Consider the following 25,186-nt stretch of genomic DNA (forward strand, 5'->3'; position numbering starts at 1 on the left):
GTCTGTCCACGCTAGGGGCCGGGGCAACTCATTTATCCGGGTAATTCCCCGATCCCGGCCGGGGTGGGCCGCGCCTAGCATCGAGACCATGGTGAACGGGGTGAGCAGCAGGGAACTCCGCGTCTCGGACGCGGAGCGGGAACACGTGATCGGGTTGCTGCAGAAGGCGATCGGCATGGGACTGCTCACGCTGGAGGAGTTCACCGACCGCACCGACGTGGCGCTGTCCTCGCGGACCCGCGCCGAGCTGAACGTGGTGCTGGCCGACCTGCCCGGCATGACGCACCCGGAGATGCGGGTCCGCGGCGGCTGGGGCCGGCCGGCCGCCGACCGGCCGCCGCTGCCCGGCGAGCCGATGGTGCTGACCAGCGGCGTCGGCTCCAGCATCAACCGCAGCGGCCAGTGGCCGGTGCCGCGGTCGATGGTGATCCGGTCCAAGTGGGGCGCCGGCGTCAACCTGGACTTCGGCGAGGCCGTGTTCGAGCACGAGCGGCTGGACCTGCGGCTGGAGGTCGTCGGCGGCGCCGTGACGCTGCGGGTGCCGGCCGGCGGAGCGGTGAGCGTGGCCGACCTGAACACCAAGATGAGCTCGGTCAACGACCGCGTCGGCTATCAGGGCCACCAGGGCACGCCGCACATCGTGATCAGCGGCTACCTGAACATGGCCGCCCTGACCATCAAGGGCCCTAAGCGGTAGCCACCTCGACGCAGTCGGGGCAGTGCTCCCCGGCGGCGTCGCCGCTCGGCGGCCGCACCCAGGACCGACACACGGCGACGACGGCCTCGCCGCCGGCGTGGCGGATCGTGCGCGGCCGACCGGCGACCGTCTCCGGCAGATGCATGACGTGACCCTGCACGACCGAGGGCCACCAGGTAGCGGCGGGCATGTGGCCAATGGTCGCGACCGGTTTTGACGAGCCGGTTACAACCGGTGAAAACCCTCAGACACGCGCGGCGGACAGCAGACCGGCCAGCACGCCGTCGAGCAGGCCGGGGAACAGCGCGTCCAGGTCGTCCCGGCGCAGGGTGTTGACCTTGGACGTGCCGACCGGCTGCTGGTGGATGACGCCGGCGTCGCGCAGCACCCGCCAGTGGTGGGTCAGGGTGGACTTGCTGACCGGCAGCTCCAGCACACCGCAGGCCATCTCGCCGCGCTCGGCGATGGCCTGCACGATGCGCAGTCGCACCGGATCGGCCAGGGCCTGGAGCACGGCCTCGATCCGGATGCTCTCCCGGAGCGGGTGCTCAAGCGTGGTGCCCATGCCCCCAGTGTACGAACTTCGTCGACCGGCTAGTGGCCCGCGACCACGGCCGGCATCTGGTGCAGGGTCAGCAGGTCGAACGGGACCCAGGTGGCGACGCCGGTGCGTTGCAGCGAGGCCAGCGACAGCCACACCCCGAGCACGGTCAGCACCGGCAGCACCATGCCCAGCTCGACCCGGCCGCCGGTGCGCATCCGCATCGGCTTGGGCAGCGCCACCGGGTACCAGGTCTTGCCGTTGAACGGGATCGGCCAGAAGATCGGGCAGCCCTGCTCGGTGATCGCGTCGCCGAGGCAGTGGGCCAGGCAGCCGGCGGCCACCGCCACCGCGCACCACATCGCCTGCTCCGCCGGGCCGACGTCGATCCAGTGCCAGCACAGGACCGTCAGGCCGAGCGACAGCACCGTCACGCCGAGCACATGGCCCTTCGGTGTCCACTCGTGCAGCAGTCCGCGCACGGCCAGGGCACAGAACAGGAACAGCAGCGGCAGCAAGGCGATCTTGTGGGCCCACTCCACCGCGGCGTACGTGCCGGCTCCGGCCAGTAAGGCGAACAGCAGCGTGTGGGTCACGCCGCGGTGGCCGCCGTGCCGGTTGGCGTCGCTGCGCAGCCGGGTGCCGCGGTAGACGACGTGGCTGAGCCAGTGCACGCCCTTGGACAGCACCCACGTGACCTTGCCGAACGTGTGCGCGACGGTGGCTTCGGGGTGGTCCAGGTCGGGCAGCAGGGCCGCGCCGCTGCACAGGGCAGCCCCGACGACCCAGGTCTGCGGAGTCATCGGCAGGTGGTTGGCGATGGCCACGATGGACACCCCGCCCCACATCATCAGCCCGCTCATCGCATGGGTAGGTCCGGTCGACACAACGCCCCCTGCTTCAAGATCAGTTTCCCCGGCGAGGCAGGCTACCCATCGGTGGCGTCGACGGGGCGGCGACACGACGGGTCGACTGTGCAGTGTCTTTGGGCAAGTGTCGTTGGCCACGCCCCTGAAGCGATCACGAAGGGTTAGCAGTACACTCGTACTGCTTGCATTGTCGCGAGAGGAGAGCCCGGCGTGGGCAAGATCAAGGTCGAAGGCACCGTCGTCGAGCTCGACGGCGACGAGATGACCCGCATCATCTGGCAGTTCATCAAGGACAAGCTGATCCACCCGTACCTGGACGTCAACCTGGACTACTACGACCTGGGCATCGAGCACCGGGACGCGACCGACGACCAGGTCACCATCGACTCCGCCAACGCCATCAAGAAGCACGGCGTCGGTGTGAAGTGCGCCACCATCACGCCGGACGAGGCCCGGGTCGAGGAGTTCGGTCTGAAGAAGATGTGGCTGTCGCCCAACGGCACCATCCGCAACATCCTCGGCGGCGTCATCTTCCGCGAGCCGATCGTCATCTCCAACATCCCGCGCCTGGTGCCGGGCTGGACCAAGCCGATCATCATCGGCCGTCACGCCCACGGCGACCAGTACAAGGCCACCAACTTCAAGGTGGCCGGCCCGGGCGAGCTGACCATCACCTTCACCCCGGCCGACGGCTCCGAGCCGATCCAGCACGTGGTGGCGAACTACCCCGAGGGCGGCGGCGTCGCCATGGGCATGTTCAACTTCCGCAAGTCCATCGAGGACTTCGCGCGGGCCTCGCTGTCCTACGGCCTGCAGCGCGAGTACCCGGTGTACATGTCGACCAAGAACACGATCCTCAAGGCCTACGACGGCATGTTCAAGGACGTGTTCCAGGAGATCTTCGAGGCCGAGTTCAAGGCGGACTTCGACGCCAAGGGCCTGACCTACGAGCACCGCCTGATCGACGACATGGTCGCCGCCGCCATGAAGTGGGAGGGCGGCTACGTCTGGGCCTGCAAGAACTACGACGGTGACGTCCAGTCCGACACCGTGGCCCAGGGCTTCGGCTCGCTCGGCCTGATGACCTCCGTGCTGATGACGCCGGACGGCCGCACCGTCGAGGCCGAGGCCGCGCACGGCACCGTGACCCGGCACTACCGCCAGCACCAGCAGGGCAAGCCCACCTCCACCAACCCGATCGCCTCGATCTTCGCGTGGACCCGTGGCCTGCAGCACCGCGGCAAGCTGGACGGCACCCCGGCCGTCACCCAGTTCGCCACGGCCCTGGAGGAGGTCGTCATCTCCTCGGTCGAGGCCGGCGCCATGACCAAGGACCTGGCCCTGCTGATCAGCAAGGACCAGGCGTGGCAGACCACCGAGGAGTTCCTGAACACCCTCGACGAGAACCTGCAGAAGCGCATGGCGTCCGCCTGAGCTTGAAAGCGTGACCAAAAGGGCCCCGTCTCGCGACGGGGCCCTTTTGTGTGCCGGTCACGGCTTACCGTCCGGCCCATGGGGAAGAAGCTCCTGCTCGCGGCCTTGACCGCGATGCTCGGTCTCACGCTCGCCGGCACGGCTTCCGCGGCCGCGCAACCCGGCTACGTCGCCCTCGGCGACTCCTACGCCTCCGGCGTGGGCACCAGGACGTACTTCGACACGACGTGCGACCGCTCCGTGTACGCCTACTCCGAACTGCTGGCCAGCCGGCTCGGCCTGGCCCTCAACCTTCAGGCCTGTAGCGGCGCCAAGACCGCGGACGTGCTCGCCAAGCAGGTCGGCGCGCTGTCCACGTCGACCAAGTACGTGACGGTCTCGGTCGGCGGCAACGACATCGGCTTCTCCAGCGTGATCGAGAAGTGCGCGCTGCCGCTGTACGACTGCACCGGCGACATCAACAAGGCGGTGGGGCTGATCGCCAGCACCCTGACCGGCGCGCTGGACACCGTGTACACCCAGATCCACACCCGGGCCCCGAGCGCCAAGGTCGTGGTCGTCGGCTATCCGCGGCTGTTCAACGGTGTGGCCTGCAACGCGCTGGCCCGGATCAGCCCGACCGAGGAGGGCCAGCTCAACGCGGCCGCCGACACGCTGGACAACGCCATCAAGGGCCGGGCCACCGCGCACGGCTTCACCTTCGCCGACCCGCGGACGGCGTTCACCGGGCACGCGGTGTGCGACAAGGTGGAATGGCTCAACGGCCTGTCCAACCCGGTGTCCGAGTCCTATCACCCCAACCGCGACGGCCACGTGGGATTCGCGAATCTCCTTCAGCCCCTGCTGTGACGGTTGGTGATGGGCTAGCCCGGTAGGGAGCCCCGGCCGGGTGGATTCCGGGTCGGGTGGTTCTGCGGCGCCCCGTCCTCCGGTATTGCTGAGATGTCTGGTTCATGACGTCTCCGGCGAGGGGAGGACGGGGTGTTCGGCATTCCGGTGATGAAACTGGCCGTGATCGGCGGGGTCGGCTTCGCGGCGTTCGCCCTGCTGGCGCACCAGAACGCCGGCGCGTCGCAGGGCAATCCGCAGTGCGCCTTCACGGTCAACGCCGACGTGCTCAACGTGCGGACCGGGCCCAGCACCGCCGACCGGATCGTCGGACGGCTGGTGCAGAGCCAGCCCGTGACCGCGCAGCCGTTGGTGCAGAACGGTTTCCGCCAGCTGGACGGCACGCGGTGGGCGTCGGTCGACTACCTGGTGGCCGCCTCCGGCAACACCTGCTGAGTCATCCAGCCCTGGTCGGCCAGGCCGACGTGGTACGGCACGTTGACCACCACCACTCCCGGCGTGAACAGCAGCCTTGCCTTGAGACGCAAGGCGCTCTGGTTGTGCAGCAGGTGCTGCCACCAGCGCCGCACCACGTACTCGGGGATGAACACGCTGACCACGCCCCGCTTGTCCCGGCCGTGGATGCGGGCCACGTGCTCCACGATCGGCTTGCTCACGTCCCGGTACGGCGAGGACAGCACCACCAGCGGCACCTTGATCCCGCGACGCTCCCATTCCCGTTGCAGGCCACGGGTTTCCTCGTCGTCGGTGGCGACCGTGACCGCCTCCAGCCGATCCGGCCGGGTCGCCTTGGCGAAGGCCAGCGCCTGCAACGCCGGCTGGTGCAGCCGGGAGACCAGCACCAGGGCGTGCACCCGCGGCGGCAGCGTGGTGGTCGGCTTGGTGGTCTCGACCTCGCGCTCGAACCGTCGGTAGTAGCGGTTGATCGCCCGCATCAGGAAGAACAGCACCACCATGGCCAGCACCGCCAGCCACGCGCCGTGCACCACCTTGGTGGCGAACACGACGACCAGCACCACCGCGGTCAGCCCGGCGCCGAAGGCGTTGATCGCCTGCGAGCCGCGCATCCTGGCTCGCTTGCCGGGGTCGGTTTCCTTGGCCAGTTCCCGTTTCCAGTGTACGACCATGCCGGCCTGGCTGAGCGTGAAGCTGGTGAACACGCCGATGATGTACAGCTGGATCAGGGCGTCGATGTTGGCGTCGAAGCCGATGATCAGCACGATCGCGGCCGCCGCCAGCAGCAGGATGCCGTTGCTGAACACCAGCCGGTCGCCGCGGTTGTGCAGCTGGCGGGGCAGGTAGCGCTCGCGGGCCAGGATCGAGGCCAGGCCCGGGAATCCGTTGAACGCCGTGTTGGCGGCCAGGATCAGGATGCCCGCGGTGGCCGCCTGGAACAGGTAGAACAGCGGGGAGCTGCCGCCGAACACGCTGGCCGCCACCTGGGAGATCACCGACGGGTTGCCGTCCGGCTCGGCGTGCGCGTTGAGGTGCACGGCCAACGCGGTGATGCCGCCGAACATCGTCACCGCGATGACGCCCATCATCACTAGCGTCAGGGCGGCGTTGTGGGACTTGGGTTTGCGGAAGGCCGGCACACCGTTGCTGATCGCCTCCACGCCGGTCAGCGCCGTGCAGCCGGACGCGAAAGCCCGCAGTGACAGGAAAACCGCGCCGAAGCCGGCCGTGCTCTCGGTCTGGTGGAACGGCAGGCTCGCGGTGGACGCCTGCGGCAGGTCGCCGGCCAGGCCGCGGATCGCCGCCACCGCGAACATCAGGAAGGTCAGCACGATGAACGCGTAGGTCGGGATGGCGAACGACTTGCCGGATTCCTTGACGCCGCGCAGGTTCACCACCGCGATGAGCGCCACGAAGCCGACCGAGATGCCCACCGCGTGCGGGGCCAGCTCCGGGAACGCCGACGTGATGGCCACGACGCCGGAGACCACCGACACCGCCACCGTCATCACGTAGTCCACCAGCAGCGCCGCCGCCGCGGTCAACGCCGCCGACTCGCCCAGGTTCTGCTTGGAGACGACAAACGCGCCGCCGCCACTCGGGTAGGCGTAGCAGGTCTGGCGGTAGGAGGCGACCACCACGATCAGCACGATCGCCACCGCCGCCGCGACCGGCGCGGACAGTGACAGCGCGCCCGCGCCGCCGACCGCCAGCGTGAGCAGGATCTGCTCGGTCGCGTAGGCCACCGACGAGATCGGGTCGCTGCAGAAAACGGGCAACGCCAACCATTTCGGCAACAGCGTGTCGCCCAACCGCTCACTGCGCAGCGGGCGGCCGACCAGCAGCCGTTTCACGACGTCGAACACGCTCTCCCTCTCCCCGGATCTCTCGTCTGAAGCGTCCGGGGCCTTTACGCCCGCATCGCCGGCCCTGATGCGTTCTTAACGGCGGCGAGCCCCGCGTTTACGCGTTCCTGATGCCGCTAGGCTCGGGGTGTGCTGACCGTCTCCACCGTCAACGTCAACGGGCTCCGTGCCGCCGCCAAGAAGGGCTTCGTCGAGTGGCTGGCCGCCACCGAGGCGGATGTCGTGTGCCTGCAGGAGACGCGGGCCGAGCCCGATCAGCTGCCGGCCGAGCTGCTGGAGCCGGCCGGCTGGCACACCACGCTGGCCGAGTCCGAGCTCAAGGGCCGGGCCGGCGTCGCCCTGCTGTCCCGCACCGCCCCCGAGGCCGTCCGCGTCGGTTTCGGCTCGGCCGAGTTCGACCGCAGCGGCCGCTACGTCGAGTACGAGCTGGCCGACGTGGTCGTGGCCAGCCTCTACCTGCCCAGCGGTGACGCCGGCACCCCCAAGCAGGACGAGAAGTACCGCTTCCTCGACGCCTTCTTCGCCCATCTCGTCGAGCTGCGGGCCAAGGCCGAGGCCGACGGCCGCGAGGTCCTGGTCTGCGGCGACTGGAACATCGCGCACCGCCCCGAGGACCTCAAGAGCTGGAAGACCAACCAGAAGTCGGCCGGCTTCCTGCCCGAGGAGCGGGCCTGGCTGGACCAGCTCTACGCCGCCGGCTACACCGACGTCGTGCGCTCCCTGCACCCCGACACCGCCGGCCCGTACAGCTGGTGGTCCTACCGGGGCAAGGCCTTCGACAACGACTCCGGCTGGCGGATCGACCTGCACGTCGCCACCGAAGGCCTGGCCGGCAAGGCCGTCTCCGCGGTGACCGAGCGGGCCGCCACCTACGCCGAGCGGTGGTCCGACCACGCCCCCGTGACCGTCCGCTACGACGTCTGAAATATTCCCGCTCCTCCTGTGAGAGTGGTCTCCCTACGCTCAGCGACGGTGCGGCGAGAAAACCGACTTACGCTCGGCCGGTGGTCAACGACACCCCGCGCCCGAGCGAATCGGCCCTCCGCCGGGCACTTCGCCGCGCAGCAGACGGTTCGACGCTGGACGCCACCGAGGCGGCGGTGCTGCTGCACGCCCGAGGCGATCACCTGGACGAGCTGTTGGCGATCGCGGGCCGGGTCCGCAACGCGCACCTGAGGGCCGAGGGCCGCGAGGGTGTCATCACCTACAGCAAGAACGCCTTCATCCCGCTGACCCGGCTGTGCCGGGACCGCTGCCACTACTGCACGTTCGCGACGGTGCCGCACCGCCTGCCGGCGGCGTACCTGGAGCGCGACGAGGTGCTGGACATCGCCCGCCAGGCGGCGGCCCAGGGCTGCAAGGAGGCCCTGTTCACGTTGGGCGACCGGCCGGAGGAGCGGTGGCCGGCGGCCCGGGAGTGGCTGGAGGCCCGCGGCTACGGCTCGACCCTGGACTACCTGCGCTCGGTGGCCATCGCGGTCCTGGAGGAGACGGGCATGCTGCCCCACCTCAACCCGGGCGTGCTGAGCTGGGAGGAGTTCCAGCGGCTCAAGCCGGTGGCGGCCAGCATGGGCATGATGCTGGAGACCACCGCGACCCGCCTGTGGAGCGAGCCGGGCGGCCCGCACTTCGGCAGCCCGGACAAGGAGCCGGCGGTCCGGATGCGGGTGCTGACCGACGCCGGCCGGGTGGGCGTGCCGTTCACCACCGGCATCCTGATCGGCATCGGCGAGAACCTGGACGAGCGGGCCGACTCGCTGCTGGCCATCCGGGGCGTGGCCCGCCAGTACGGCAACATCCAGGAGATCATCGTCCAGAACTTCCGGGCCAAGCCGGACACCGCCATGCGTGGCATGCCGGACGCCGACCTGCACGAGCTGGCGGCGACCATCGCGGTGGCCCGGCTGCTGCTGCCGTCCACCGTGAGCGTGCAGGCCCCGCCGAACCTGGTCGGCGACGAGTTCGAACTGATGCTGCGGGCCGGCATCGACGACTGGGGCGGCGTCTCGCCGGTGACCCCGGACCATGTCAACCCCGAGCGCCCGTGGCCGGCCATCGACGAGCTGACCGACGTCACGGCCAAGTCGGGCTTCCAGCTGCGTGAGCGGCTCACGGCCTACCCGCGTTTCGTCAAGGCGGGCCAGCCGTGGATCGACACCCGCATCGGCGCGCACGTGGATGCCCTGGCGGACAAGGAAACCGGCCTGGCCAACCCGGACGCCGTCCTGAGTGGACGGACGTGGCAGGAGCCGGACTACGCCCTGGAGTCGCAGGGCCGCACCGATCTGCACGAGACCATCGACACCACCGGCCGGACCGGCGACCGCCGTGGCGACTTCGACAGCGTCTACGGCGACTGGGAGTCGCTGCGCCGCCAGCTGGACACCAGCCCCACCTTCAGCAAACTGCCCAGCGATGTCCGCAATGGACTGAAGATCGCCGCCGAGAACCCGGGCGCGTTGCTGGAGGAGAAGAACGCGGACGCGGCGCTGGCGCTGCTCACCGCCGACGGCGAGGCGCTGGAGACCATGACCCGGCTGGCCGACCAGCTGCGGGCCGAGGTCAACGGCGACGACGTCACCTACGTGGTGAACCGGAACATCAACTTCTCCAACGTCTGCTACGTCGGCTGCCGGTTCTGTGCCTTCGCGCAACGGGAACGCGACGCCGACGCCTATCGGCTGACCGTGGACGACGTCGCCGACCGCGCCCAGGAGGCGTGGGACGTGGGCGCGACCGAGGTCTGCATCCAGGGCGGCATCGACCCCAAGCTGCCGACCAGCTTCTACGCCGACATGGTGCGGGCGATCAAGACCCGGGTGCCCGGCATGCACGTGCACGCCTTCAGCCCCATGGAGATCGTCAGCGGCGCCACCAAGGCCGGCGTGAGCGTGCAGGAGTGGCTGACCGAGCTGCGCGACGCCGGCCTGGACACGATTCCCGGCACGGCGGCGGAGATCCTCGACGACGACGTGCGCTGGGTGCTGACCAAGGGCAAGCTGCCGACCAAGACCTGGCTGGAGGTCGTGGGCACCGCGCACCGGCTGGGCATCCGCTCCTCGTCCACCATGATGTACGGCCACGTCGACCACCCCGGTCACTGGCTGGGCCACCTGCGCACGCTGGCCCGTCTGCAGGACGACACTGGCGGCTTCACCGAGTTCGTGCTGCTGCCCTTCGTGCACCGCAACGCGCCGATCTACCTGGCCGGCGTGGCCCGCCCGGGACCGTCCCGAAGGGACAATCGCGCGGTGCACGCGATGGCCCGGCTGGCGCTGCACGGCCGGATCCACAACATCCAGTGCTCCTGGGTGAAGCTCGGCGACGAGGGCACGGCCGAGGTGCTTCGCGGCGGCGCCAACGACTTCGGCGGCACGCTGATGGAGGAGACGATCAGCCGGATGGCCGGTTCCGAGCACGGCTCGGCCCGCACCATCGAGCAGCTGGAGTCGATGGCGGCGCTGGCCGGTCGTCCGGCACGCCAGCGAACCACGACTTACGGTGTGGTTGCGCCAAAAGAACCCGTTCGAGTGAGCCTTTCGGGTCATTAACGTTACGTCTAATGGGTACCTTCCGAGGTTGCGTCATGCAGTTAACCGCCTCGGAAGGACACTCCCGTGCGCAACAGAAGAGCGCTCGCGTTCCCCCTGGCCGTCATGGTGGCCGGGACGATCATTGCCGGTGCCGGGGCGGCCATGGCCGCGACAGCGGACAGCACCGCCCCGGCCGCCCACTCGGCGGCCGCCCAGCAGCGGGGCAACCCGCCGTGCGAGCGGACCGGCCGGGGCAACCCGCCGACCTGCGAGTCGACCACGCCGCCGCCCACCTGCGAGCCCGCGGGCCATGGCCGCGGCCTGCCGCCGTGCACGTCGACCACGCCGCCGACGACCACAACCGGCCGCACCACCACGACCACCCCGTGCACGACGACAACTACGCCGCCGACCAGCACGACCACGACGACCGAGTCGACCACGACTCCATCGACGACCACCGGGTCGACCACCACGACGACCGAGTCGACGACGACCACCACGGAGTCGACGACGACCGGGTCGACGACCACCACGACTGAGTCGACCACCACCGGGTCGACGACCACCGGCTCGACCACGACCACGAGCCCGTCGCAGTCGTCCACCACGCCGCCGTCGTCGACGACCACGACGACGACTGCCCCGCCGGTGTCGACCACCGCGACCACCCCGTCGGGCACGCAGACGCTGGCCTACACCGGCACCACCGCCGACACCGGCATGCTCATCGGCTTCGGCCTGCTGCTGGTAGTGGGCGGCGGCCTGATGCTGCTGGTCCGCCGGACCCCGTCGCCGCGCAAGTGAGCCGTGCGGGGCGCCCCGCCCGCCCGGGGCGCCCCGCGAAGTACGGCACGTCACATCTGCCCGAACGGACACGATGACCGCCTGGGAGCGGGTCCCACGGGTGCATCGGCGCTGGTCCTGATCTTGTGGGACCCGGCGCGGGGGTCGATAACGACCGCCGTTATTCTCGCTCCTCGTGATGGACCGCACAGTCCCCGGAACGGGTGGGGTTGACACGTTCGGTAGTTTTCCGAACGACAGCCGCCACTCAATTCACTCTTCTGGGGCGACCTCACTGCCGGGAGACGCTGCTTTGCGTAACCAAGTTCGGCACCTGACGCGTTTCACCCTGACCGCTGCCTGCCTGCTGCCGGTCACAGCGCTGCTCACGGCTGGCGTCGCCGCCGCCGCTGACACCGACCCCAACGTCGAGAGCCGGGTCCCGGTCACCCTGGACGGTTTCGCCCTGCTGGCCATCCTGGTGGGCTTCGGCGGGTTGATCGCCGGCCTGCTGCGCCACCGCCACCGCCTGGCCCGCGAGGCCAAGGCCGCCGCCCAGGCCGCCAAGGCGGTCGTCGAGGAGAGCGCCGCCGCCGCGGCCGCCACCAAGCCGGCCCCGCTCCCCACCCCCAGCCAGCTCTGACCCGCCCCACCCCCGCGCCCCAGCCCCGCTGATTTTCGCCACATGTGGTCCACATGTGGCGTTGAGAGTCGAATGTGCGCCACATGTGGCGTGAGTAGTTCGACGCTCTGCGACCGTGGGCACGCACCGTTACCGTTGACGGGTGGCGGACAAGGAATCCCTGCTCACCCGGCTGCGCAAGCGTCACTCGTGGCTCGACCACCTGCTGCGCGCCGGGGAGCGCTATGTCGACCGGTACGGCGACCACTACGCCGCCGCGATCACCTACTACAGCGTGCTGTCGCTGATACCGATGCTCATGCTGGGCTTCTCGGTCGCCGGCTTCGTGCTGGCCGGCAACGAGCAGCTGCTGGACCAGATCCGCACCAGCATCGCGACCGCGGTGCCCGGCGCGCTCGGCGATCAGGTCAACGCCATCGTCGGCAAGCTGATCGAGTCCCGCGGCTCGGTGGGGATCTTCGGTCTGCTGGCGGCGCTCTACTCCGGCCTCGGCTGGATGACCAGCCTGCGCGACGCCTTGACGGCCCAGTGGACGCGTGAGCGCCCGCAACTGCCGTTCCTGCTGACCGCGGTCAAGGACCTGCTCACGCTGATCGGGCTCGGCCTGGCGCTGGTGGTCTCGTTCGGCATCACCGCGGCCGGCACCGGCCTCGGCGGCCTGCTGCTGGAGCTGCTGGGGCTGCGGCAGACCGGCTGGGCCGAGTTCCTGCTGTCGGCGGGAACCATCGTGCTGGGCCTGCTGGCCAACTGGCTGGTGTTCCTCTGGGTGCTGGCCAGCCTGCCGCGCTTCCACGTGGGGTGGCGCAGCGCCGTGCGCGGCGCGATCACCGGCGCCGTCGGCTTCGAGGTGCTCAAGCAGGTCGGCAACATCTACCTACAGCTGATCAAGAACTCGCCGTCTGGCTCGGTCTTCGGCACGCTGCTGGGCCTGCTGGTGTTCGTCAACCTGGTGTCGCGGTTCCTGGTGTTCATCACCGCCTGGACCGCGACTGCCCGGGAGAACATGCACCGCTCGGCCGACCCGGTGGTGCTGCCGGAGCCGGTGGTGATCCGGCCGACGGTGCACCTGGCCGGCCGGCCCGACGCCACCGTGACGGCGGGCCTGCTCAGCGCCGGTGCCCTGGTCGGCGTGACCCTGACCCGCCTACTCCGCCGCCGCTAGTTCGTGCGTCTCCAAGACCCGCAAACGTCACCGGAAGAGGTCTCCAACTGCCACAAACCCCACCTTGTGCGAGGTGGGGTTTGTGGCAGTCAGAGGTGTGCTCAGGCCTGGTTCGTAGGTCTTGGAGACACTCAGACGTTGTTGGCCTGGGCGGCCAGGCGGCGGGCGCGGGCGGCCCGGGCGCGGCGCTTGCGCACGTACATCGCCAGCACCACCAGCACGCCTAGCCCGGCCACGATGGTCAGCGGCATGCCGACGTTGCCGAACGCCTGGTACATCGGGCTGTTGTCGGCGGCGTTGGTCACGTTGGCGGCGTCGGTCGAGGTCGACGCGGACGAGGTCGCCGACACCGACGGCTTCACCGGCGGGGCCTGGTCCACCAGCGTGCCGACCTGGTGCGCGCCGGCCGCGGTCAGCGCGAAGCCGTAGTCCAGCAGCTTGGAGCTCTGCAGGTACATCGGGTACTTGGTCGTCTCGCCGCGCAGCAGCACGGTCACCAACCGGTGCCCGTTCTTGCCGGCCGAGGACAGGTTGGTCGAGTGCGCGTCGGTGGTGTTGCTGCTGATGCCGGTGATCGCGCCGGTGTAGCTGGTCAGCAGCGAGTCGGTGTTGTGCACGTAGACGCCGCCCAGCGTCACCGATTTGACCGCGGCCGCGTCGGCGAACGCCGGCAGCTGCATGGCGTGCCGGTAGATGACCGCGAGGTCGTACGCGGAGGTGCTCATGCCCGGCCCGTCCAGGCCGCCGGGCGTGGCCACCCGGGTGTCCAGCGCGCCCATCTGCTGGGCCGCGGCGTTCATCAGGTCCAGCGTCTTGGGCACGCCGCCGAGCGCCCGGGCCAGTGCGTTGGGCACGTCGTTGCCGGGCTTGAGCAGCATGGCCTCGACCAGCTGGGTGACGGTGTACTTGCCGCCGGCCGGCACGCCGACCGCGGAGTAGCCCTTGGCCGCGTCCACGTCCTCCTGCGTGATCAGCACGGGCGTGTTCGGCTTGAGGTCGTTGAGCGCCACCACGGCCAGCAGCACCTTGATCAGCGCGGCCGGGCGCTGGCGGGCGTGCGGATCCTTGGCCGCGAGCACCGCGCCGGTGTCCAGGTCGGCCAGCACCCACGAGGAGGCGTTCACCTCGGACGGCGGTGCGGTGGCCGCGTCCGGCGGCAGCACGAAGCCGCACTTGCCGAGCTGGTCGCCGCCCACCGGGTCGGCCGGCACCGGCAGTGGCTTCGGCGCGGCCGAGCCGGCCGCGGGCTGCTCGGCGTCGTCCTCGGCGGCCGGCGGCGACTGCTTGTTCGGGCACTCGTTCGGCGCGCCGCTGGTCGACGTCCCAGAGGCACCCTGGGAGGTGGCGGACGTGCTGGTGGTGGTCGTGATCACCGCAGCGGCGCTGCCCGTCGTGACGAACACGGCGGTGACCACGCAGGCCACGGCCGTGAGCAGGGCGGCTGCGGGCCGTCGAGCTGGGAAGGGCACCCTCGCAGGCTAGTGCCTTACGCGGTGTGACCGGTTGGCCCCACGTCTTCACCACCGGTGGCCCGGGCGGATACTGCGAGTGTGACGCTGACCCGTGGCAAGTCCGTGTTTCTGCTCCTGTTCGGGGTGTGGAGCTGGTTCATCTGGGTGACGCTGGTGATCAACGTGGCACAGGACCCGAGGGCGTTCACCGCCGGGTCGGCCACGGCTTTCTTCTACGTGCACCTCACGCTGGCGATCATCTCCGTCGCTTTCGGCACCGTGATCGGCTGGTTCGGGCTGCGTGGCCTGCTCGGCGCGCGGCGGCCGACGGAGGTCGCTCACCCTGGGTGAACCGGCCGAAGGGTTGCCCGCGCGCTGGCAATTGTGAACGTTCGCACGTCTGGCCCGGGGATGTCCGGATTGCTACGTTCCGCCGATGAGACGTCTGCTGACGCTGCTGACCGCCGCCGGCGCCGCCCTCGTTGGGCTGGCGCCGGTCGCGTCTGCCGCCCCGGACCAGTACTCCTGCGACACCACCGGCACGTCCTACACGTACGTGGTGCTCTACGCGCCGGGCCTGCCCCGGTTCGTCGCCGACACCGAGCTCAAGTTCGACTGCGGCTCCCTGGTCGAGTACTACCCCGAGATCGGGGTCGCGGTGGCGACCTCGGCCGCGCCTGACTTCGCCGACCGGCTCGGCCCGAACCGGGCCTACAGCGGCCGCAAAGACGTGCCCGGGGCAACGTCACGCTCCCGCTCGCAGGAATCGGTGGCCCCCGCAGACGACCGCGGCGCCGAGCAGTGGGACATGGACCTGATCAAGGCCAAGCAGGCCAACAAGGTCAACGAGGGCAGCCACCGCGTGGTGGTCGGGGTGCTCGACTCCGGTGTGGACGCGACCCACCCCGAGTTCGCCAAGGCCATGGACCCGGCCGACTCGGCCGGCTGCCTGACCGGCAAGGCCGATCCGTCGGCCGACGCCTGGAAGCCGACGACCAGCCCGCACGGCACGCACGTGGCCGGCACGATCGCCGCCGCCGACGACGGCAGCGGGATCACCGGCATCGCGCCGAACGTCCGGCTGGCCGCGGTGAAGGTGGTCAGCGACGACGGCTTCATCTTCCCGGAGGCCGCGGTCTGCGGCTTCATGTGGGCGGCCAAGCACCACTTCGCGGTCACCAACAGCAGCTACTTCGTGGACCCGGGCTTCTACTTCTGCCGAAACCAGCCGGGCGACTCGGCGGCCTACGAGGCGGTCCGGCGCGCGGTGGCGTACTCGACCGGGCGGGGCGTGCTCAACGTGGCCGCCGCCGGCAACGAGGCGATGGACATCGCCAACCCCACCAAGGACACCGTGCGGACGCATCCGGTGGACCGGAACTGCGCGACGCTGCCGGCCGGGCTGCCGGACGTGGTCTCGGTGTCGGCCGTCGGCTACGCCGGCACGAAGTCGAGCTACAGCGACTGGGGCAAGGTCGACGTGACCGCCCCCGGCGGCGACCGGGCCCAGATCCCGCCGGCCGGCTCCGGCCCGGCGTGCCCGCTGTCCACGCTGCCGGCCGGCGGCTACGGCAGCATGTGCGGCACTTCGATGGCGACGCCGCACGTGGTCGGCGTGGTCGCGCTGCTGGCCAGCACGCATCCGTGGGCCTCGCCCGCGCAGCTGCGGGGTCTGCTCCGGTCCGAGGCGACGCCGATCGCCTGCCCGGCCGCCACGCCGACCTGCACCGGGCTGGCCGGGGACAACAGCTACTACGGGCACGGCCTGGTCAACGCCCTGGCCGCGGTCACCCGATAAATCGTGAGGCACGGGAAGTCCCCGTCTTCCCGTGCCTCACGCAAGCTTTTTAGTAGTCGAACTCACCGTTGCGGACGCCGGCCACGAAGGCCGTCCACTCGGCCCGGGTGAAAATGTGAGCCGGCAGGCTCGGGTCCTTGGCGTCACGCAACGCGATCTCGCCCGACGGTAGAGCAGCGACCTCGACGCAACTACCGTCCTGGCAGAAGCTGCTCTTCTTGAAAGTGATTTCCATGGATGGTGTTATCTTTCACTCATAGTTGGTTCTTTTCACCTTCCCAATCAGGTCGAGTGAGGACTTTTGGTCCGGACACCGCGACAACAGAGTTGTGAAGATGTTCTGGTACTTCTTCACCTCGGTCTCCTGGGCCGAGAACCGGTCGCCACCGCTCAGTTCCTGGTAGACGGTGTCCTGATCGGTGTCGTTGTCAAAGGTGAAGATCACATAGTTGCACTGGATACCGAGACTGTAGCCGCTGGTGTATGGGAAAATCCTTAGATCCACCCCATCGTGTTCAGCGAAGTCGATCAGGTTGTCCAGCTGCTTGCGCATCGTGTTCGGGGAGTGAATCACTCGATGCAGAGCGCATTCATCGATCACCGCGGTGATCTGTAGCTCGCCCAGTCGGTCGATGACGTAACGCTGCCTGCGGCCCCGAATTTCGACCAGTTGGTCGATTTCACTGTCGGGGGCCTCCGGGAAATTGTTCCTGAAAACTTCCCAGCAGTATTCCGGTATCTGGGCCGGGCCGTAGATCCCGAATCCGCTGAAGGAGAGCATCTCGCTGGCCGCCGATTCCAGTGAGATGTAGCTGCCCAGGTTGGGCGGCCAGGCCTCGGGGTGGTCCGACCACCAGCCCTCGTCCTGGCTCGCGGTGGCCAGGTTCTGCAGCCGGGTGCGCAGCCGATGGTCGCGGACGTCGTAGAGGTCCAGCAGATCGCGCACGTCGCGCAGCTTGGGCAGGCCCTGGCCGTTCTCCAGCCGGCTGACCTTGGACGGGGAGCACTCCAGCCGCTTCGCGGCGTCGACCAGCTGCAGTCCGGCGGACTCACGGAGCTTGCGCAGCTCATGGCCGAGGCGGCGGCGCGGAATCAACGGTCCCTGCGAAGGGGGCATCCTCACACCTCCTGAACCACCCTGCCCGTGAAGCCGTTGGAGGCGCGTGGCGCCACGTTAGGCCATCGGGGCGACCGTGGCAAGCAATCCACGGATGCAATTGCACGGTGGCATTGCGTTGTGGACTTTCCTGCCGCATCCTACCCCTGAGTCCCGGCCAACTTCCGAGAGGATGAGCTGAGATGAGCACCTTCGAGCGGCTACCTCTTATCTTCCGCCTGCTGCACCCCGCGCGCGCCGCCAGAATCACCATCGAGAGTGAGATGGCGCAGGAGTTCCGCGGCCTGCGCGCGGCCACCCGGATCACCGGGCGGTGGCACCGCCGCACCGCCCGGCGGGTCGATCGCGGCATGCGCCTCGGCTATGCCGTCGAGCGGCAGTGCCGGCGGGCCATGGAAGCCGACTCTCGGCCGCGCCGGGTCGGCTCGCAGGTGCTGACCGCGGCCCAGGCTCGGCGCCAGCACGACCGGACGCCGGCGGTCGTCCCGCCCGTCGGCAGTCGGCTCGCCTATCTGTTGCTGGTGGCCGAGGCCGCGGTGCTGCTCACCGTCTTCCCGTGGTCGGCGGCGGCGCTGTTCGTGCTCGGTGTCGGTGTGCAGGCCGGACTCGCGCTGGGACTCGGCCGGCAGTTGTGGCTGCTGCGCCAGTCCGGGGAACGGGCCGGATGGCAGTCGCCGGTGCTGGTGCTGTTGGTGTCCACGCTGCTCGTGGTCAGTTCGCTGATGGCGGTCTCGACGACGCCGCTGCTCGGTGCGATGGTGTTGGCCGCGCCATGGATCGTGGTGCAGCAGGAGGCCTTCGCGCGGTCCGTCGCCGGCCGCCGCGCCGCCGAACTCAGCCGGGTGGTGCTCGCCGCGGACCGCGAACGACGCCGGCTGCTGCGCGCCGTGGACCGAAAGATCGCCGCACTCGGGCGGCTCACGGCGCGGCTTGAGCGCGCCAGTGAACGGCTCCAGTATCTGATCGAGCGGAGTTACCTGCGTCCGCAGCAGGACATTCTGCTGGCGCGGTCGCTGGCCGGCGACGAGTACGCCGACCGCATGCCGGTGACGCGCGCGCTGCCCGACCTCACGTTCATGGCGCTGGCCATGGCCCGGCTGGAACTCGTCACGCACGAGGCGTCCGTGTGCCGCGAGGAGGCGCACGGGACCAGGACGCTGGCTCCGTTCATGCCGGACGTGCCGGAGCAGCGCCGTGGTCCCGCGGCCGCCACGCGGAACTGAGCTAGCTCTTGCTCAAGGCTTGGTCGAGGTCGGCCCACAGGTCCTCGACGTCCTCCAGGCCGACCGACAGGCGCAGCAGCCGGTCGCCGATGCCGCCGCTTTCGCGGTCCTGCTCCGGCACGATGTGGTGGCTCAGCGTGCCGGGGTGCTGGATCAGCGTGTCGACGCTGCCGAGGCTCACCGCCGGCGTGACCAGTCGGACCGCGCCGATCACCGCGTGCGGATCGCCGGCCACGTCGAAGGACACCATCGGGCCGCCGATCGAGGGCCGGTAGACCTTGGTGACGCCGGGGTGGCCGGCCAGCCGGCGGGCCAGCTCACCGGCCGTCGCCGCGGCGTGCGCGACGCGGACCGGGAGCGTGGACAGGCCGCGCAGCAACAGATAGCCGGCCAACGGGTGCAGCAGGCCGCCGGTGGCCATGCGGACCTGCCGGAGCTGGCGGGCGAAGTCCTCGCCGCAGGCCACCACGCCGCCGAGCACGTCGCCGTGCCCGCCGAGGAACTTGGTCGCGCTGTGCAGCACGATGTCCGCGCCCTGCTCGATCGGGCGTTGCAGGACCGGCGTGGCGAACGTGTTGTCCACCAGGACCGGCACGTCCACGTCGATGGCCCGAATGTCCACTTCGGACAGTGTCGGGTTGGCCGGGCTCTCGACCAGGACCAGGCCGGTGTCCTCGCGGATGTCCCGTTTGAGCGAGTCCACGCTGGACCAGGTGACCTCGGTGCCGAGCAGGCCGGTGGCCAGCACGTGGTCGGTGGTGCCGTACAGCGGCCGTACCGCGACGACGTGCCGTTTCCCTTGCGCGGCCACGGTGAGCAGGCAGGCCGACAGAGCGGCCATGCCGGTCGCGAAGGCCACCGCCGACTCGGCGCCTTCCAGATTGGCCAGGGCCGTCTCGAACCGGCCGACCGTCGGATTGCCGACCCGGCCGTAGATCGGGCTCTCGCCCAGGTCCACGCCGGTGCCGGCGAGGTCGAGGCGGACCGCCTCGGCGTGGCTGTCGCGGGACGGGTAGGTGGTGGAGAGGTCGATCGGGGCCGCGTGCAGGCCCAGGTCGGTCAGGTCCTCGCGGCCGGCGTGCACGGCCCTGGTGGTCAGCTCCATGGCCGTCATCCTTGGGTCAGGCACGGAGTATTGGTGGAAATCCCGTACTAGATTCGGCACATGGCCGATTCCGTGCGTCTCGATCCGGTTGATCTTGCCATTCTGCGAGAGTTGCAGAACGACGCCCGGATCACCAACAAGGAGCTCGCCGCCGCCGTCGGCGTCGCGCCGTCCACCTGCCTGGACCGGGTGGCCCGGCTGCGCTCGACCGGCGTCATCACCGGCACCATGCTGCGGGTCGACGCCACCGCGCTCGGCCGGCCGTTGCAGGCGCTGCTGTTCATCCGCGTGCAGCCCCACCGCCGCGTGCTGGAGCCGTTCGTCAACCACGCCCTGGCCCAGCCCGAGACCCGGGCTGTCTTCCATATCACCGGGGCTGACGACTTCATGGTGCACGTCGCCGCGGCCGGCGCCGCCGACCTGCAACGGCTGGTGCTCGACGAGTTCACCGCCCGGCCCGAGGTCGCGCTGGTGCACACCACGCTGATCTTCCAGCAGTGGGAGGGCGGGCCGCTGCTGCCGCCTATGACTTCCGGCTGACTCGCCGGTCGGACCGGGGAGCAATGCGCGTCGATCGCTCGCCGTCCCGGCGACGAGCACGCAGTCCGGCGGCTGCCAGCGGCACGAGTGCGATGGTCAGCACGGCCGAGACCACCAAGCCCCCTCGCGGCCCGACGCCCTGCACGAGCGGGCCGGACAGGGCGAGGCCGACCGGCGCGGCCAGCACGGAGCCCGCGGTCCACAACGTGATCACCGGTTGCTGCTCGTCCGGTGCGAGCATCCTCTGTACGAACGTGTAGACCACCGGGGTGAACGGCGCGTAGACCAGACCGCCGACGAAGAACACGACCGCCGCGTACGGCACCGAAAGCGCGAAGGTCAGCAGCACCACGACGGCCGACCAGGCGGCGATGATCGAAATCAGCAGCCTATGCTCGGGCAGCCGCCGCAGCGTGGTCGTCAGCGCCGCGCCGATCAACGCACCGACACCGAACGCGGTCCAGATCAGGCCGAGCGACACGCCGTCGCCCTGCAGCGGCCCGCGGACCAGCAGCGGCAACGCGATCTCCACCGGCATGTAGAACAGGTTGAAGCCGAACACCACCACCAGCAGCCGTGCGGCGACCGGGACGCGGCGCAGGACACGCAAGCCGGATGCGGGCAGGCTCTCGCCGCTCACCGAGTCGGTCGTGGACGGCGTGACGAACACCGCCGCGGCCAGCAGGAGCACCAGGCTGGCCCCGTCCACGAGCAGCGCGATCCCGGGATTGCGCACGGCGGCGAGCACCCCGCCGACCAACGGGCCGATCGCGTAGATCGCCAGGCTGGCGCTGGTGCCGAGCAGGCCGTTGGCGGCCAGTCGGCCCTCCGCCGGCACGATCGCGGTCACCATCAGCCGGCGGGCGCTCATGCCGACCATCCGGAACACCGAGCCGATCAGCAGCCCGCAGATCAGCACCGGCAGTGTGAGCGCGTCCGCCATGGCGAGCAGCCCCAGTGCGGCCAGCATGCCGCCGCGCAGCAGGCAGTCCGCGATGATCAGCGCGCGTGGCGGGATGCGCAGCCTGGTCAGGCCGATGGCGAAGGCCAGCGCGGTCGCCAGCACGTACGGCGAGGCCTCGACCGCCGAGATGGCCAGCGGCGCGGGCACTCCGCCATGGATGCGCAGGGTCAGCAACGGCAGCGCCGTAATGATCATTCCGTCGCCCACGTTGGACACGACGTCACCGGTGAGCAGCGCGCTGACCTTGAAGTCCCGCAGCACCCGCCAGTACGACCAGGGCTGGCTCTCGTTCGCCATGGCGGCCATTGTCGAACCTCCAGCGGGCTGGAGGTCCAGTCGGACGGTGGGAAGGCGGGCCGCCGCCTACCACTTCCGGTTGACCCGCCGGTCGGACCTGAGAGTGACGCACGCTGATCATCGCCGGCCCTAACTTCGGGCCACATGAGGGTTTTGCTCATCGCAGCGGCAGTGATGTTGGGTGTGGCCGGCACCGCGGCGGCCGCCCCGCCGACCACCGGCGCCCCGAACCTGGGGGACCGGCTGTTCCCGGACCTCGGCAACGGCGGCTACGACGCCCAGTCCTACGACGTCAGCTACGACTACCGGCCTGGCGTGACGACCATGGACTCCTCGGTCGTGATGCGGGCGCGGGCCACCCAGGCGCTGTCCTCGTTCAGCCTCGACGCGCTGGTGGCGAAGATCGGCTCCGTCACCGTCGACGGCCGGCCGGCGGCCTTCCGCACCGCGGGCGAGAAGCTCTTCGTCACGCCGGCTGCCCCGGTTCGCGACCACGCCCTGTTCGACGTGCGGATCGAGTACACCTCGGACCGCAAGCTCGACCCGCCCTCGCCCACAGTGCGCGTGCCACCGGGCATGGACTGGCCGATCAAGGCGTGGATCAACACCCCCGACGGCTTCGGCTTCATGGGCCAGCCGGACCGGGCCCACTTGTTCTTCCCCGCCAACGACTATCCCGGCGACAAGGCCCGATTCACCTTCCGTGTCACCACTCCCAGCGACCTGACCGCGGTCGCCAACGGCTCGCTGGTGTCGAAGGACCTATCCGGCGACCGGACCACCTACGTGTGGCGCACCGCCTCCGACATCCCGACCGACATCACCCAGGTCGCCGTGGGCAAGTTCCGCGAGATCGACCAGACCGGCCCGCACGGGCTGCCCGTGCAGAGCTTCCTGCCCGCGTCGCTGACCGGCGGCGACGATCTCGTGCGGCAGACGCCGGCCCAGATCGCCTGGTTGGAGAAGACCCTCGGCCTGCCGTTCCCGTTCCAGCGCTACGGGGTGCTCGGCCTGGACAGCGACTACGACGGCGTGGCGCTGGAGACCGCCACCATGTCGACCTTCGCCGCCGCCACCTTCGTCCAGCCGGCCGACCAGGTCACGCCGGTGATGGTGCATGAGCTGACCCACCAGTACTTCGGCGACTCCGTCTCCGTGGGCAGCTGGGACGACATGTGGCTCAGCGAGGGGCATGCCACCTACTACCAGATGCTCTTCTCCGCCCAGCAACGGAACATCACCTTCGCCGACAACATGAAGAGCCTCTACGCCGAGGACGCCGACCAGCGCTCCACCTGGGGCCCGCCGGCCCACATGCGCAACGCCGGCGCCACCCTCGTCGGCTCCGACGCCGCCGGCGCCCTCACCCTGTTCGCCCTGCACGAGCTGGTCGGCGAGCAGACCTTCCAGCGCATCGAGCAGACCTTCTACACCCAGTTCCACGGCCGCTCCGCGCACACCCAGGACTACATCGACGTCGCCAACCGGGTCGCCGGCCGCGACCTCACGTCGTTCCTGACGGCCTGGCTGTACGGAACGGCCACGCCGGCCATGCCCGGTCATCCAGACTGGAAGGCATGACCGACCTCGACGTCGACGAGTTCCTCGCGCAGCCGCTCACCGCTCGCATCGCCACCAACGGGCCGACTGTGCGTCCGGTTTGGTACCTCTGGGAAGACGGAGTTTTCTGGCTGCTCAGCGGTCCTTGGGCCAAGCTGTTGTCCCGGGTGCGCGAGGATCCTCGGGTCGCGCTGGTCATCGACGTCTGTGACGTGACCACCGGCCTCACCCGCCAGGTCATCGCCCGCGGCAAGGCCACCGTGGAACCGTTCGACGTCGCTCGGGGCCGCCGCAAGCTCACCCGCTACCTCGGCCCCGACGAGTCCTTGTGGGACAACCGTTTCCGCCGTTACCTGCACGACGACGTCGGCACGGTCTGGCTCCGCCTGGTGCCGGAGTCATTGCAGGCCAACGATTTGAGCTACTCGGTCTGATCCGCGTCGCCGAGTTGTTGCGCCATCGTGTGCATGGCGGCGTTGAGCGCCGCCATCACACGCGCGCAGGCCTCGATGTCCCGTGGGTCGAGCGTTTCGGCAACCGGCGCCAGCAACTTCGTCTCCTCGGCCAGGATTCGGTCGAACAGCTCCCGGCCGGCCGCGCTGAGCCGGAGCAGGCGTGATCGGCGGTGCGCCGGGTTGGGCACGAACTCGATCAGTCCTCGCTCGTGCACCGCGTCGGCGAGCCGTTGCACGACCTGGCGGGGCAGCAGCAGCGACCGGCCGATCTGCGGCACCGTGCTCTCGCCGGTGGCGTTCAACACCTCCATGATCGCGCGTTCCGGCAGCGACAGGCCGATCTCCGCCGTCACCTCGCCCAGCACCTTCGCGGTGGACGTCTGCAGCGGGCGCAGCGTGAACAGCACTGCGTGGAGGTGGTCGGCCCCGGACATGGCAGTCATGGTGCCATGACGGCAAGATGACACTTCTAGTGTCATCTTGACACTCTGAGTGTCAACGTGTCACGGTGGAGGAGGCCGCGAACCACGCGGACGGCAAGGGGGAAGACGATGGCGCGGATAGTGATCCTGACGGTCGGCACTCGTGGTGACGTGGCGCCCCTGATCGGGCTGGGCGCGGCGCTCCAGGCCGCCGGGCACCAGGTCCGGGTGACCGTCACCGAACGCCTCGCCGGCCTAGCGGCGGACGCCGGCCTGGATTTCCACCGGCTCGACACCGATCCGACCGACCTCCAGGGCACCGAGCGGGCCCGGGCGGCCCAGCGGCCGGGCGCGCGGGGGACCGCGTCGTTGTTCCGGCTGGCCGCCCAGGAGATGGGGCGGCAGGTGCCGGCGATGCGCGCCGCCGCCCGCGATGCCGACATCGTGCTGTGCACGTTCGGGACCGTGCCCATGGCGATCCCCATCGCCGAGGCCAACGCGGTGCCCTGCCTGGTGGTTCCGCTCCAGATTGCCGACCCGACCCGGGAGTTCGGGCCGGCCTTTCTTGGCGGCCGCGATCTCGGCCCCTGGCTGAACCGGGCGGTCCCGAAGCTGGCCGGCCGGCTGGGGTATCGACTCTTCGCCGGGTTCACCCGTGAGCTGCGCGCCGAACTCGGACTGCCGCCCGAGGCGGCCCCCGGCTACCGCCCGGGCACGCTGCCCCTCCTGTACGGGGTCTCGCCCACGGTGGTGCGTCAGCCGGCGGACTGGCCCGACAACATCCGCGTGGCCGGCTACTGGTGGCTGCCCCGGCCGAGCGGCTGGCGGCCGGCCGCGGACCTGGAGCGGTTCCTCGCCGCCGGGCCGCCGCCGGTGTACCTAGGCTTCGGCAGCGTCGACGTCGGCAAGGCCGAAGCGATTGGCCGCACGGTGCGCGAGGCCATCGACCGTACCGGCCTTCGGGTGGTGGTGCAGCGCGGATGGATGGGCCTGGATGTCAACGGCGACAACGTCTTCACCATCGACGACGTCCCGCACGACTGGCTGTTCGAGCGGGTTGCCGCCGCGGTCCACCATGCCGGCGCGGGCACCACGGCCGCCGCGCTGCGGGCCGGCATCCCGTCGGTGCCGGTGCCGTTCCTGTACGACCAGCGGTTCTGGGCCCGCCGGCTGGTCGACCTCGGCACGGCGCCCGACGCGATCCCGGCCGAGCGGCTGTCCGCGCACCGCCTGGCCGCCGCGATCACCAGCGCTGCCACCGAATCCCGCTTCGCGCGGGCCGCGACGGCGATCGCCGGGCGCATCGCCGAGGAGGACGGCGTCGCCCCGGTTCTAGCCGCCATCGACCGCCTCGTCCCGGCCTGAACGTGACGAAGCCCCGCCGACCAGGGGGCGGCGGGGCCTCGACGGTGTCGTGCC

At 70.1% G+C, this 25,186-nt stretch carries 27 protein-coding genes; 16 read left to right on the top strand and 11 right to left on the bottom strand.

Annotated elements, in window-relative coordinates; all coding sequences use genetic code 11:
• Positions 1 to 88 precede the first annotated feature (88 nt).
• Positions 89 to 697: a DUF1707 SHOCT-like domain-containing protein gene (locus tag JJ691_RS42805; protein WP_211765135.1), complete on the top strand. Its 609-nt coding sequence runs from the start codon at positions 89 to 91 to the stop codon at positions 695 to 697.
• Here JJ691_RS42805 and JJ691_RS42810 read toward each other — a convergent pair.
• The 3 genes from JJ691_RS42810 to JJ691_RS42820 are packed head-to-tail and all read right to left on the bottom strand — an operon-like array spanning position 687 to position 2,125.
• A complete protein-coding gene (locus JJ691_RS42810; RefSeq protein ID WP_211765136.1) occupies positions 687 to 887 on the bottom strand; it encodes a hypothetical protein in 201 nt (66 codons plus the stop codon). The two genes, JJ691_RS42805 and JJ691_RS42810, sit on opposite strands and share 11 nt — an antisense overlap.
• A gap of 54 nt (positions 888 to 941) precedes the next feature.
• The gene (locus JJ691_RS42815) at positions 942 to 1,262 is read right to left on the bottom strand and encodes an ArsR/SmtB family transcription factor (protein WP_211765137.1); all 321 of its coding nucleotides are present in this window, start codon (positions 1,260 to 1,262) and stop codon (positions 942 to 944) included.
• A gap of 29 nt (positions 1,263 to 1,291) precedes the next feature.
• Positions 1,292 to 2,125, bottom strand: a complete 834-nt coding sequence (locus JJ691_RS42820; protein WP_211765138.1) for a metal-dependent hydrolase — start codon at positions 2,123 to 2,125, stop codon at positions 1,292 to 1,294.
• A gap of 192 nt (positions 2,126 to 2,317) precedes the next feature.
• Between JJ691_RS42820 and JJ691_RS42825 the strand changes: the two genes are divergently transcribed.
• From JJ691_RS42825 to JJ691_RS42835, 3 genes are all read left to right on the top strand, one after another.
• Positions 2,318 to 3,541, top strand: coding sequence for an NADP-dependent isocitrate dehydrogenase (locus tag JJ691_RS42825; protein WP_211765139.1), 1,224 nt, complete (start codon positions 2,318 to 2,320; stop codon positions 3,539 to 3,541).
• Between the two features lie 78 nt (positions 3,542 to 3,619).
• Complete coding sequence (locus JJ691_RS42830; protein ID WP_211765140.1) at positions 3,620 to 4,390, top strand: SGNH/GDSL hydrolase family protein; 771 nt, start codon at positions 3,620 to 3,622, stop codon at positions 4,388 to 4,390.
• A gap of 132 nt (positions 4,391 to 4,522) precedes the next feature.
• Positions 4,523 to 4,825 carry an SH3 domain-containing protein gene (locus JJ691_RS42835; protein WP_211765141.1) on the top strand — a complete coding sequence of 101 codons (303 nt, stop codon included), beginning with the start codon at positions 4,523 to 4,525 and terminating at the stop codon, positions 4,823 to 4,825.
• Here the strand turns inward: JJ691_RS42835 and JJ691_RS42840 are convergent.
• Positions 4,792 to 6,711 carry an APC family permease gene (locus tag JJ691_RS42840; RefSeq protein ID WP_249227385.1) on the bottom strand — a complete coding sequence of 640 codons (1,920 nt, stop codon included), beginning with the start codon at positions 6,709 to 6,711 and terminating at the stop codon, positions 4,792 to 4,794. The two genes, JJ691_RS42835 and JJ691_RS42840, sit on opposite strands and share 34 nt — an antisense overlap.
• A gap of 129 nt (positions 6,712 to 6,840) precedes the next feature.
• Between JJ691_RS42840 and JJ691_RS42845 the strand changes: the two genes are divergently transcribed.
• Positions 6,841 to 7,635: an exodeoxyribonuclease III gene (locus JJ691_RS42845; protein WP_211765142.1), complete on the top strand. Its 795-nt coding sequence runs from the start codon at positions 6,841 to 6,843 to the stop codon at positions 7,633 to 7,635.
• Positions 7,636 to 7,715: 80 nt separating this feature from the next.
• On the top strand, positions 7,716 to 10,262 hold the full coding sequence (locus JJ691_RS42850; protein ID WP_211765143.1) for a bifunctional FO biosynthesis protein CofGH: 2,547 nt from the start codon (positions 7,716 to 7,718) through the stop codon (positions 10,260 to 10,262).
• A gap of 41 nt (positions 10,263 to 10,303) precedes the next feature.
• On the opposite strand, the gene JJ691_RS42855 is transcribed toward JJ691_RS42850, so the two are convergent.
• Complete coding sequence (locus tag JJ691_RS42855) at positions 10,304 to 10,906, bottom strand: hypothetical protein (protein ID WP_211765144.1); 603 nt, start codon at positions 10,904 to 10,906, stop codon at positions 10,304 to 10,306.
• On the opposite strand from JJ691_RS42855, the gene JJ691_RS42860 reads away from it, so the two are divergent.
• The 3 genes from JJ691_RS42860 (at position 10,896) to yhjD (ending at position 12,835) form a co-directional block, all read left to right on the top strand.
• Entirely contained in the window at positions 10,896 to 11,051 is a 156-nt protein-coding gene (locus JJ691_RS42860) for an LPXTG cell wall anchor domain-containing protein (RefSeq protein WP_211765145.1), read from the top strand. The two genes, JJ691_RS42855 and JJ691_RS42860, sit on opposite strands and share 11 nt — an antisense overlap.
• Positions 11,052 to 11,343: 292 nt before the next feature.
• Positions 11,344 to 11,673: a hypothetical protein gene (locus tag JJ691_RS42865; RefSeq protein WP_211765146.1), complete on the top strand. Its 330-nt coding sequence runs from the start codon at positions 11,344 to 11,346 to the stop codon at positions 11,671 to 11,673.
• Positions 11,674 to 11,815: 142 nt separating this feature from the next.
• A complete protein-coding gene (gene yhjD / locus JJ691_RS42870; protein WP_211765147.1) occupies positions 11,816 to 12,835 on the top strand; it encodes an inner membrane protein YhjD in 1,020 nt (339 codons plus the stop codon).
• 131 nt (positions 12,836 to 12,966) lie between these two features.
• Here yhjD and JJ691_RS42875 read toward each other — a convergent pair whose 3' ends face one another.
• Positions 12,967 to 14,304 (bottom strand): serine hydrolase, encoded by a 1,338-nt coding sequence (locus JJ691_RS42875; protein ID WP_211765148.1) that lies wholly within the window; start codon positions 14,302 to 14,304, stop codon positions 12,967 to 12,969.
• An 81-nt stretch (positions 14,305 to 14,385) separates the two neighbouring features.
• Between JJ691_RS42875 and JJ691_RS42880 the strand changes: the two genes are divergently transcribed.
• Both JJ691_RS42880 and JJ691_RS42885 read left to right on the top strand, forming a co-directional pair.
• Positions 14,386 to 14,637, top strand: coding sequence for an SCO4848 family membrane protein (locus JJ691_RS42880; protein ID WP_211765149.1), 252 nt, complete (start codon positions 14,386 to 14,388; stop codon positions 14,635 to 14,637).
• An 85-nt stretch (positions 14,638 to 14,722) separates the two neighbouring features.
• Positions 14,723 to 16,084 (top strand): S8 family peptidase, encoded by a 1,362-nt coding sequence (locus JJ691_RS42885; protein WP_211765150.1) that lies wholly within the window; start codon positions 14,723 to 14,725, stop codon positions 16,082 to 16,084.
• A gap of 49 nt (positions 16,085 to 16,133) precedes the next feature.
• On the opposite strand, the gene JJ691_RS42890 is transcribed toward JJ691_RS42885, so the two are convergent.
• Together JJ691_RS42890 and JJ691_RS42895 are read right to left on the bottom strand one after the other, a co-directional pair.
• Entirely contained in the window at positions 16,134 to 16,319 is a 186-nt protein-coding gene (locus JJ691_RS42890; protein ID WP_211765151.1) for a DUF397 domain-containing protein, read from the bottom strand.
• Between the two features lie 15 nt (positions 16,320 to 16,334).
• Positions 16,335 to 17,201: a helix-turn-helix domain-containing protein gene (locus JJ691_RS42895; RefSeq protein ID WP_211765152.1), complete on the bottom strand. Its 867-nt coding sequence runs from the start codon at positions 17,199 to 17,201 to the stop codon at positions 16,335 to 16,337.
• A gap of 182 nt (positions 17,202 to 17,383) precedes the next feature.
• Between JJ691_RS42895 and JJ691_RS42900 the strand changes: the two genes are divergently transcribed.
• Complete coding sequence (locus tag JJ691_RS42900; RefSeq protein WP_211765153.1) at positions 17,384 to 18,424, top strand: hypothetical protein; 1,041 nt, start codon at positions 17,384 to 17,386, stop codon at positions 18,422 to 18,424.
• Position 18,425: 1 nt separating this feature from the next.
• Here the strand turns inward: JJ691_RS42900 and JJ691_RS42905 are convergent, their stop codons facing one another.
• The gene (locus JJ691_RS42905; protein ID WP_211772076.1) at positions 18,426 to 19,538 is read right to left on the bottom strand and encodes a trans-sulfuration enzyme family protein; all 1,113 of its coding nucleotides are present in this window, start codon (positions 19,536 to 19,538) and stop codon (positions 18,426 to 18,428) included.
• Positions 19,539 to 19,589: 51 nt separating this feature from the next.
• Between JJ691_RS42905 and JJ691_RS42910 the strand changes: the two genes are divergently transcribed.
• Positions 19,590 to 20,069 (top strand): Lrp/AsnC family transcriptional regulator, encoded by a 480-nt coding sequence (locus tag JJ691_RS42910; RefSeq protein WP_211765154.1) that lies wholly within the window; start codon positions 19,590 to 19,592, stop codon positions 20,067 to 20,069.
• Here the strand turns inward: JJ691_RS42910 and JJ691_RS42915 are convergent.
• A complete protein-coding gene (locus JJ691_RS42915; RefSeq protein WP_249227386.1) occupies positions 20,053 to 21,330 on the bottom strand; it encodes an MFS transporter in 1,278 nt (425 codons plus the stop codon). The two genes, JJ691_RS42910 and JJ691_RS42915, sit on opposite strands and share 17 nt — an antisense overlap.
• Before the next feature lie 144 nt (positions 21,331 to 21,474).
• Between JJ691_RS42915 and JJ691_RS42920 the strand changes: the two genes are divergently transcribed.
• Positions 21,475 to 22,911, top strand: coding sequence for a M1 family metallopeptidase (locus JJ691_RS42920; RefSeq protein ID WP_211765155.1), 1,437 nt, complete (start codon positions 21,475 to 21,477; stop codon positions 22,909 to 22,911).
• Positions 22,908 to 23,324 (top strand): pyridoxamine 5'-phosphate oxidase family protein, encoded by a 417-nt coding sequence (locus JJ691_RS42925; RefSeq protein ID WP_211765156.1) that lies wholly within the window; start codon positions 22,908 to 22,910, stop codon positions 23,322 to 23,324. The genes JJ691_RS42920 and JJ691_RS42925 overlap by 4 nt, the downstream gene beginning before the upstream one ends.
• Here the strand turns inward: JJ691_RS42925 and JJ691_RS42930 are convergent.
• Complete coding sequence (locus tag JJ691_RS42930; protein ID WP_211765157.1) at positions 23,312 to 23,779, bottom strand: MarR family winged helix-turn-helix transcriptional regulator; 468 nt, start codon at positions 23,777 to 23,779, stop codon at positions 23,312 to 23,314. The two genes, JJ691_RS42925 and JJ691_RS42930, sit on opposite strands and share 13 nt — an antisense overlap.
• Positions 23,780 to 23,896: 117 nt before the next feature.
• Between JJ691_RS42930 and JJ691_RS42935 the strand changes: the two genes are divergently transcribed.
• On the top strand, positions 23,897 to 25,132 hold the full coding sequence (locus JJ691_RS42935) for a glycosyltransferase (protein ID WP_211765158.1): 1,236 nt from the start codon (positions 23,897 to 23,899) through the stop codon (positions 25,130 to 25,132).
• Positions 25,133 to 25,186 lie beyond the last annotated feature (54 nt).

Origin of the sequence: Kutzneria sp. CA-103260 (genome assembly GCF_018263855.1) — a bacterium.
In the GTDB taxonomy this organism is placed as follows: domain Bacteria; phylum Actinomycetota; class Actinomycetes; order Mycobacteriales; family Pseudonocardiaceae; genus Kutzneria.

Bases quoted from the DNA above. Each gene is read 5' to 3' on its own strand.
- JJ691_RS42895 (WP_211765152.1), bottom strand. From the start codon at position 17,201: ATGCCCCCTTCGCAGGGACCGTTGATTCCGCGCCGCCGCCTCGGCCAT.
- JJ691_RS42885 (WP_211765150.1), top strand. From the start codon at position 14,723: ATGAGACGTCTGCTGACGCTGCTGACCGCCGCCGGCGCCGCCCTCGTT.
- JJ691_RS42815 (WP_211765137.1), bottom strand. From the start codon at position 1,262: ATGGGCACCACGCTTGAGCACCCGCTCCGGGAGAGCATCCGGATCGAG.
- JJ691_RS42890 (WP_211765151.1), bottom strand. From the start codon at position 16,319: ATGGAAATCACTTTCAAGAAGAGCAGCTTCTGCCAGGACGGTAGTTGC.
- JJ691_RS42935 (WP_211765158.1), top strand. From the start codon at position 23,897: ATGGCGCGGATAGTGATCCTGACGGTCGGCACTCGTGGTGACGTGGCG.
- JJ691_RS42925 (WP_211765156.1), top strand. From the start codon at position 22,908: ATGACCGACCTCGACGTCGACGAGTTCCTCGCGCAGCCGCTCACCGCT.
- JJ691_RS42920 (WP_211765155.1), top strand. From the start codon at position 21,475: ATGAGGGTTTTGCTCATCGCAGCGGCAGTGATGTTGGGTGTGGCCGGC.
- JJ691_RS42805 (WP_211765135.1), top strand. From the start codon at position 89: ATGGTGAACGGGGTGAGCAGCAGGGAACTCCGCGTCTCGGACGCGGAG.
- JJ691_RS42915 (WP_249227386.1), bottom strand. From the start codon at position 21,330: ATGGCGAACGAGAGCCAGCCCTGGTCGTACTGGCGGGTGCTGCGGGAC.
- JJ691_RS42810 (WP_211765136.1), bottom strand. From the start codon at position 887: ATGCCCGCCGCTACCTGGTGGCCCTCGGTCGTGCAGGGTCACGTCATG.
- JJ691_RS42910 (WP_211765154.1), top strand. From the start codon at position 19,590: ATGGCCGATTCCGTGCGTCTCGATCCGGTTGATCTTGCCATTCTGCGA.
- JJ691_RS42905 (WP_211772076.1), bottom strand. From the start codon at position 19,538: ATGACGGCCATGGAGCTGACCACCAGGGCCGTGCACGCCGGCCGCGAG.
- JJ691_RS42900 (WP_211765153.1), top strand. From the start codon at position 17,384: ATGAGCACCTTCGAGCGGCTACCTCTTATCTTCCGCCTGCTGCACCCC.
- JJ691_RS42930 (WP_211765157.1), bottom strand. From the start codon at position 23,779: ATGTCCGGGGCCGACCACCTCCACGCAGTGCTGTTCACGCTGCGCCCG.
- JJ691_RS42830 (WP_211765140.1), top strand. From the start codon at position 3,620: ATGGGGAAGAAGCTCCTGCTCGCGGCCTTGACCGCGATGCTCGGTCTC.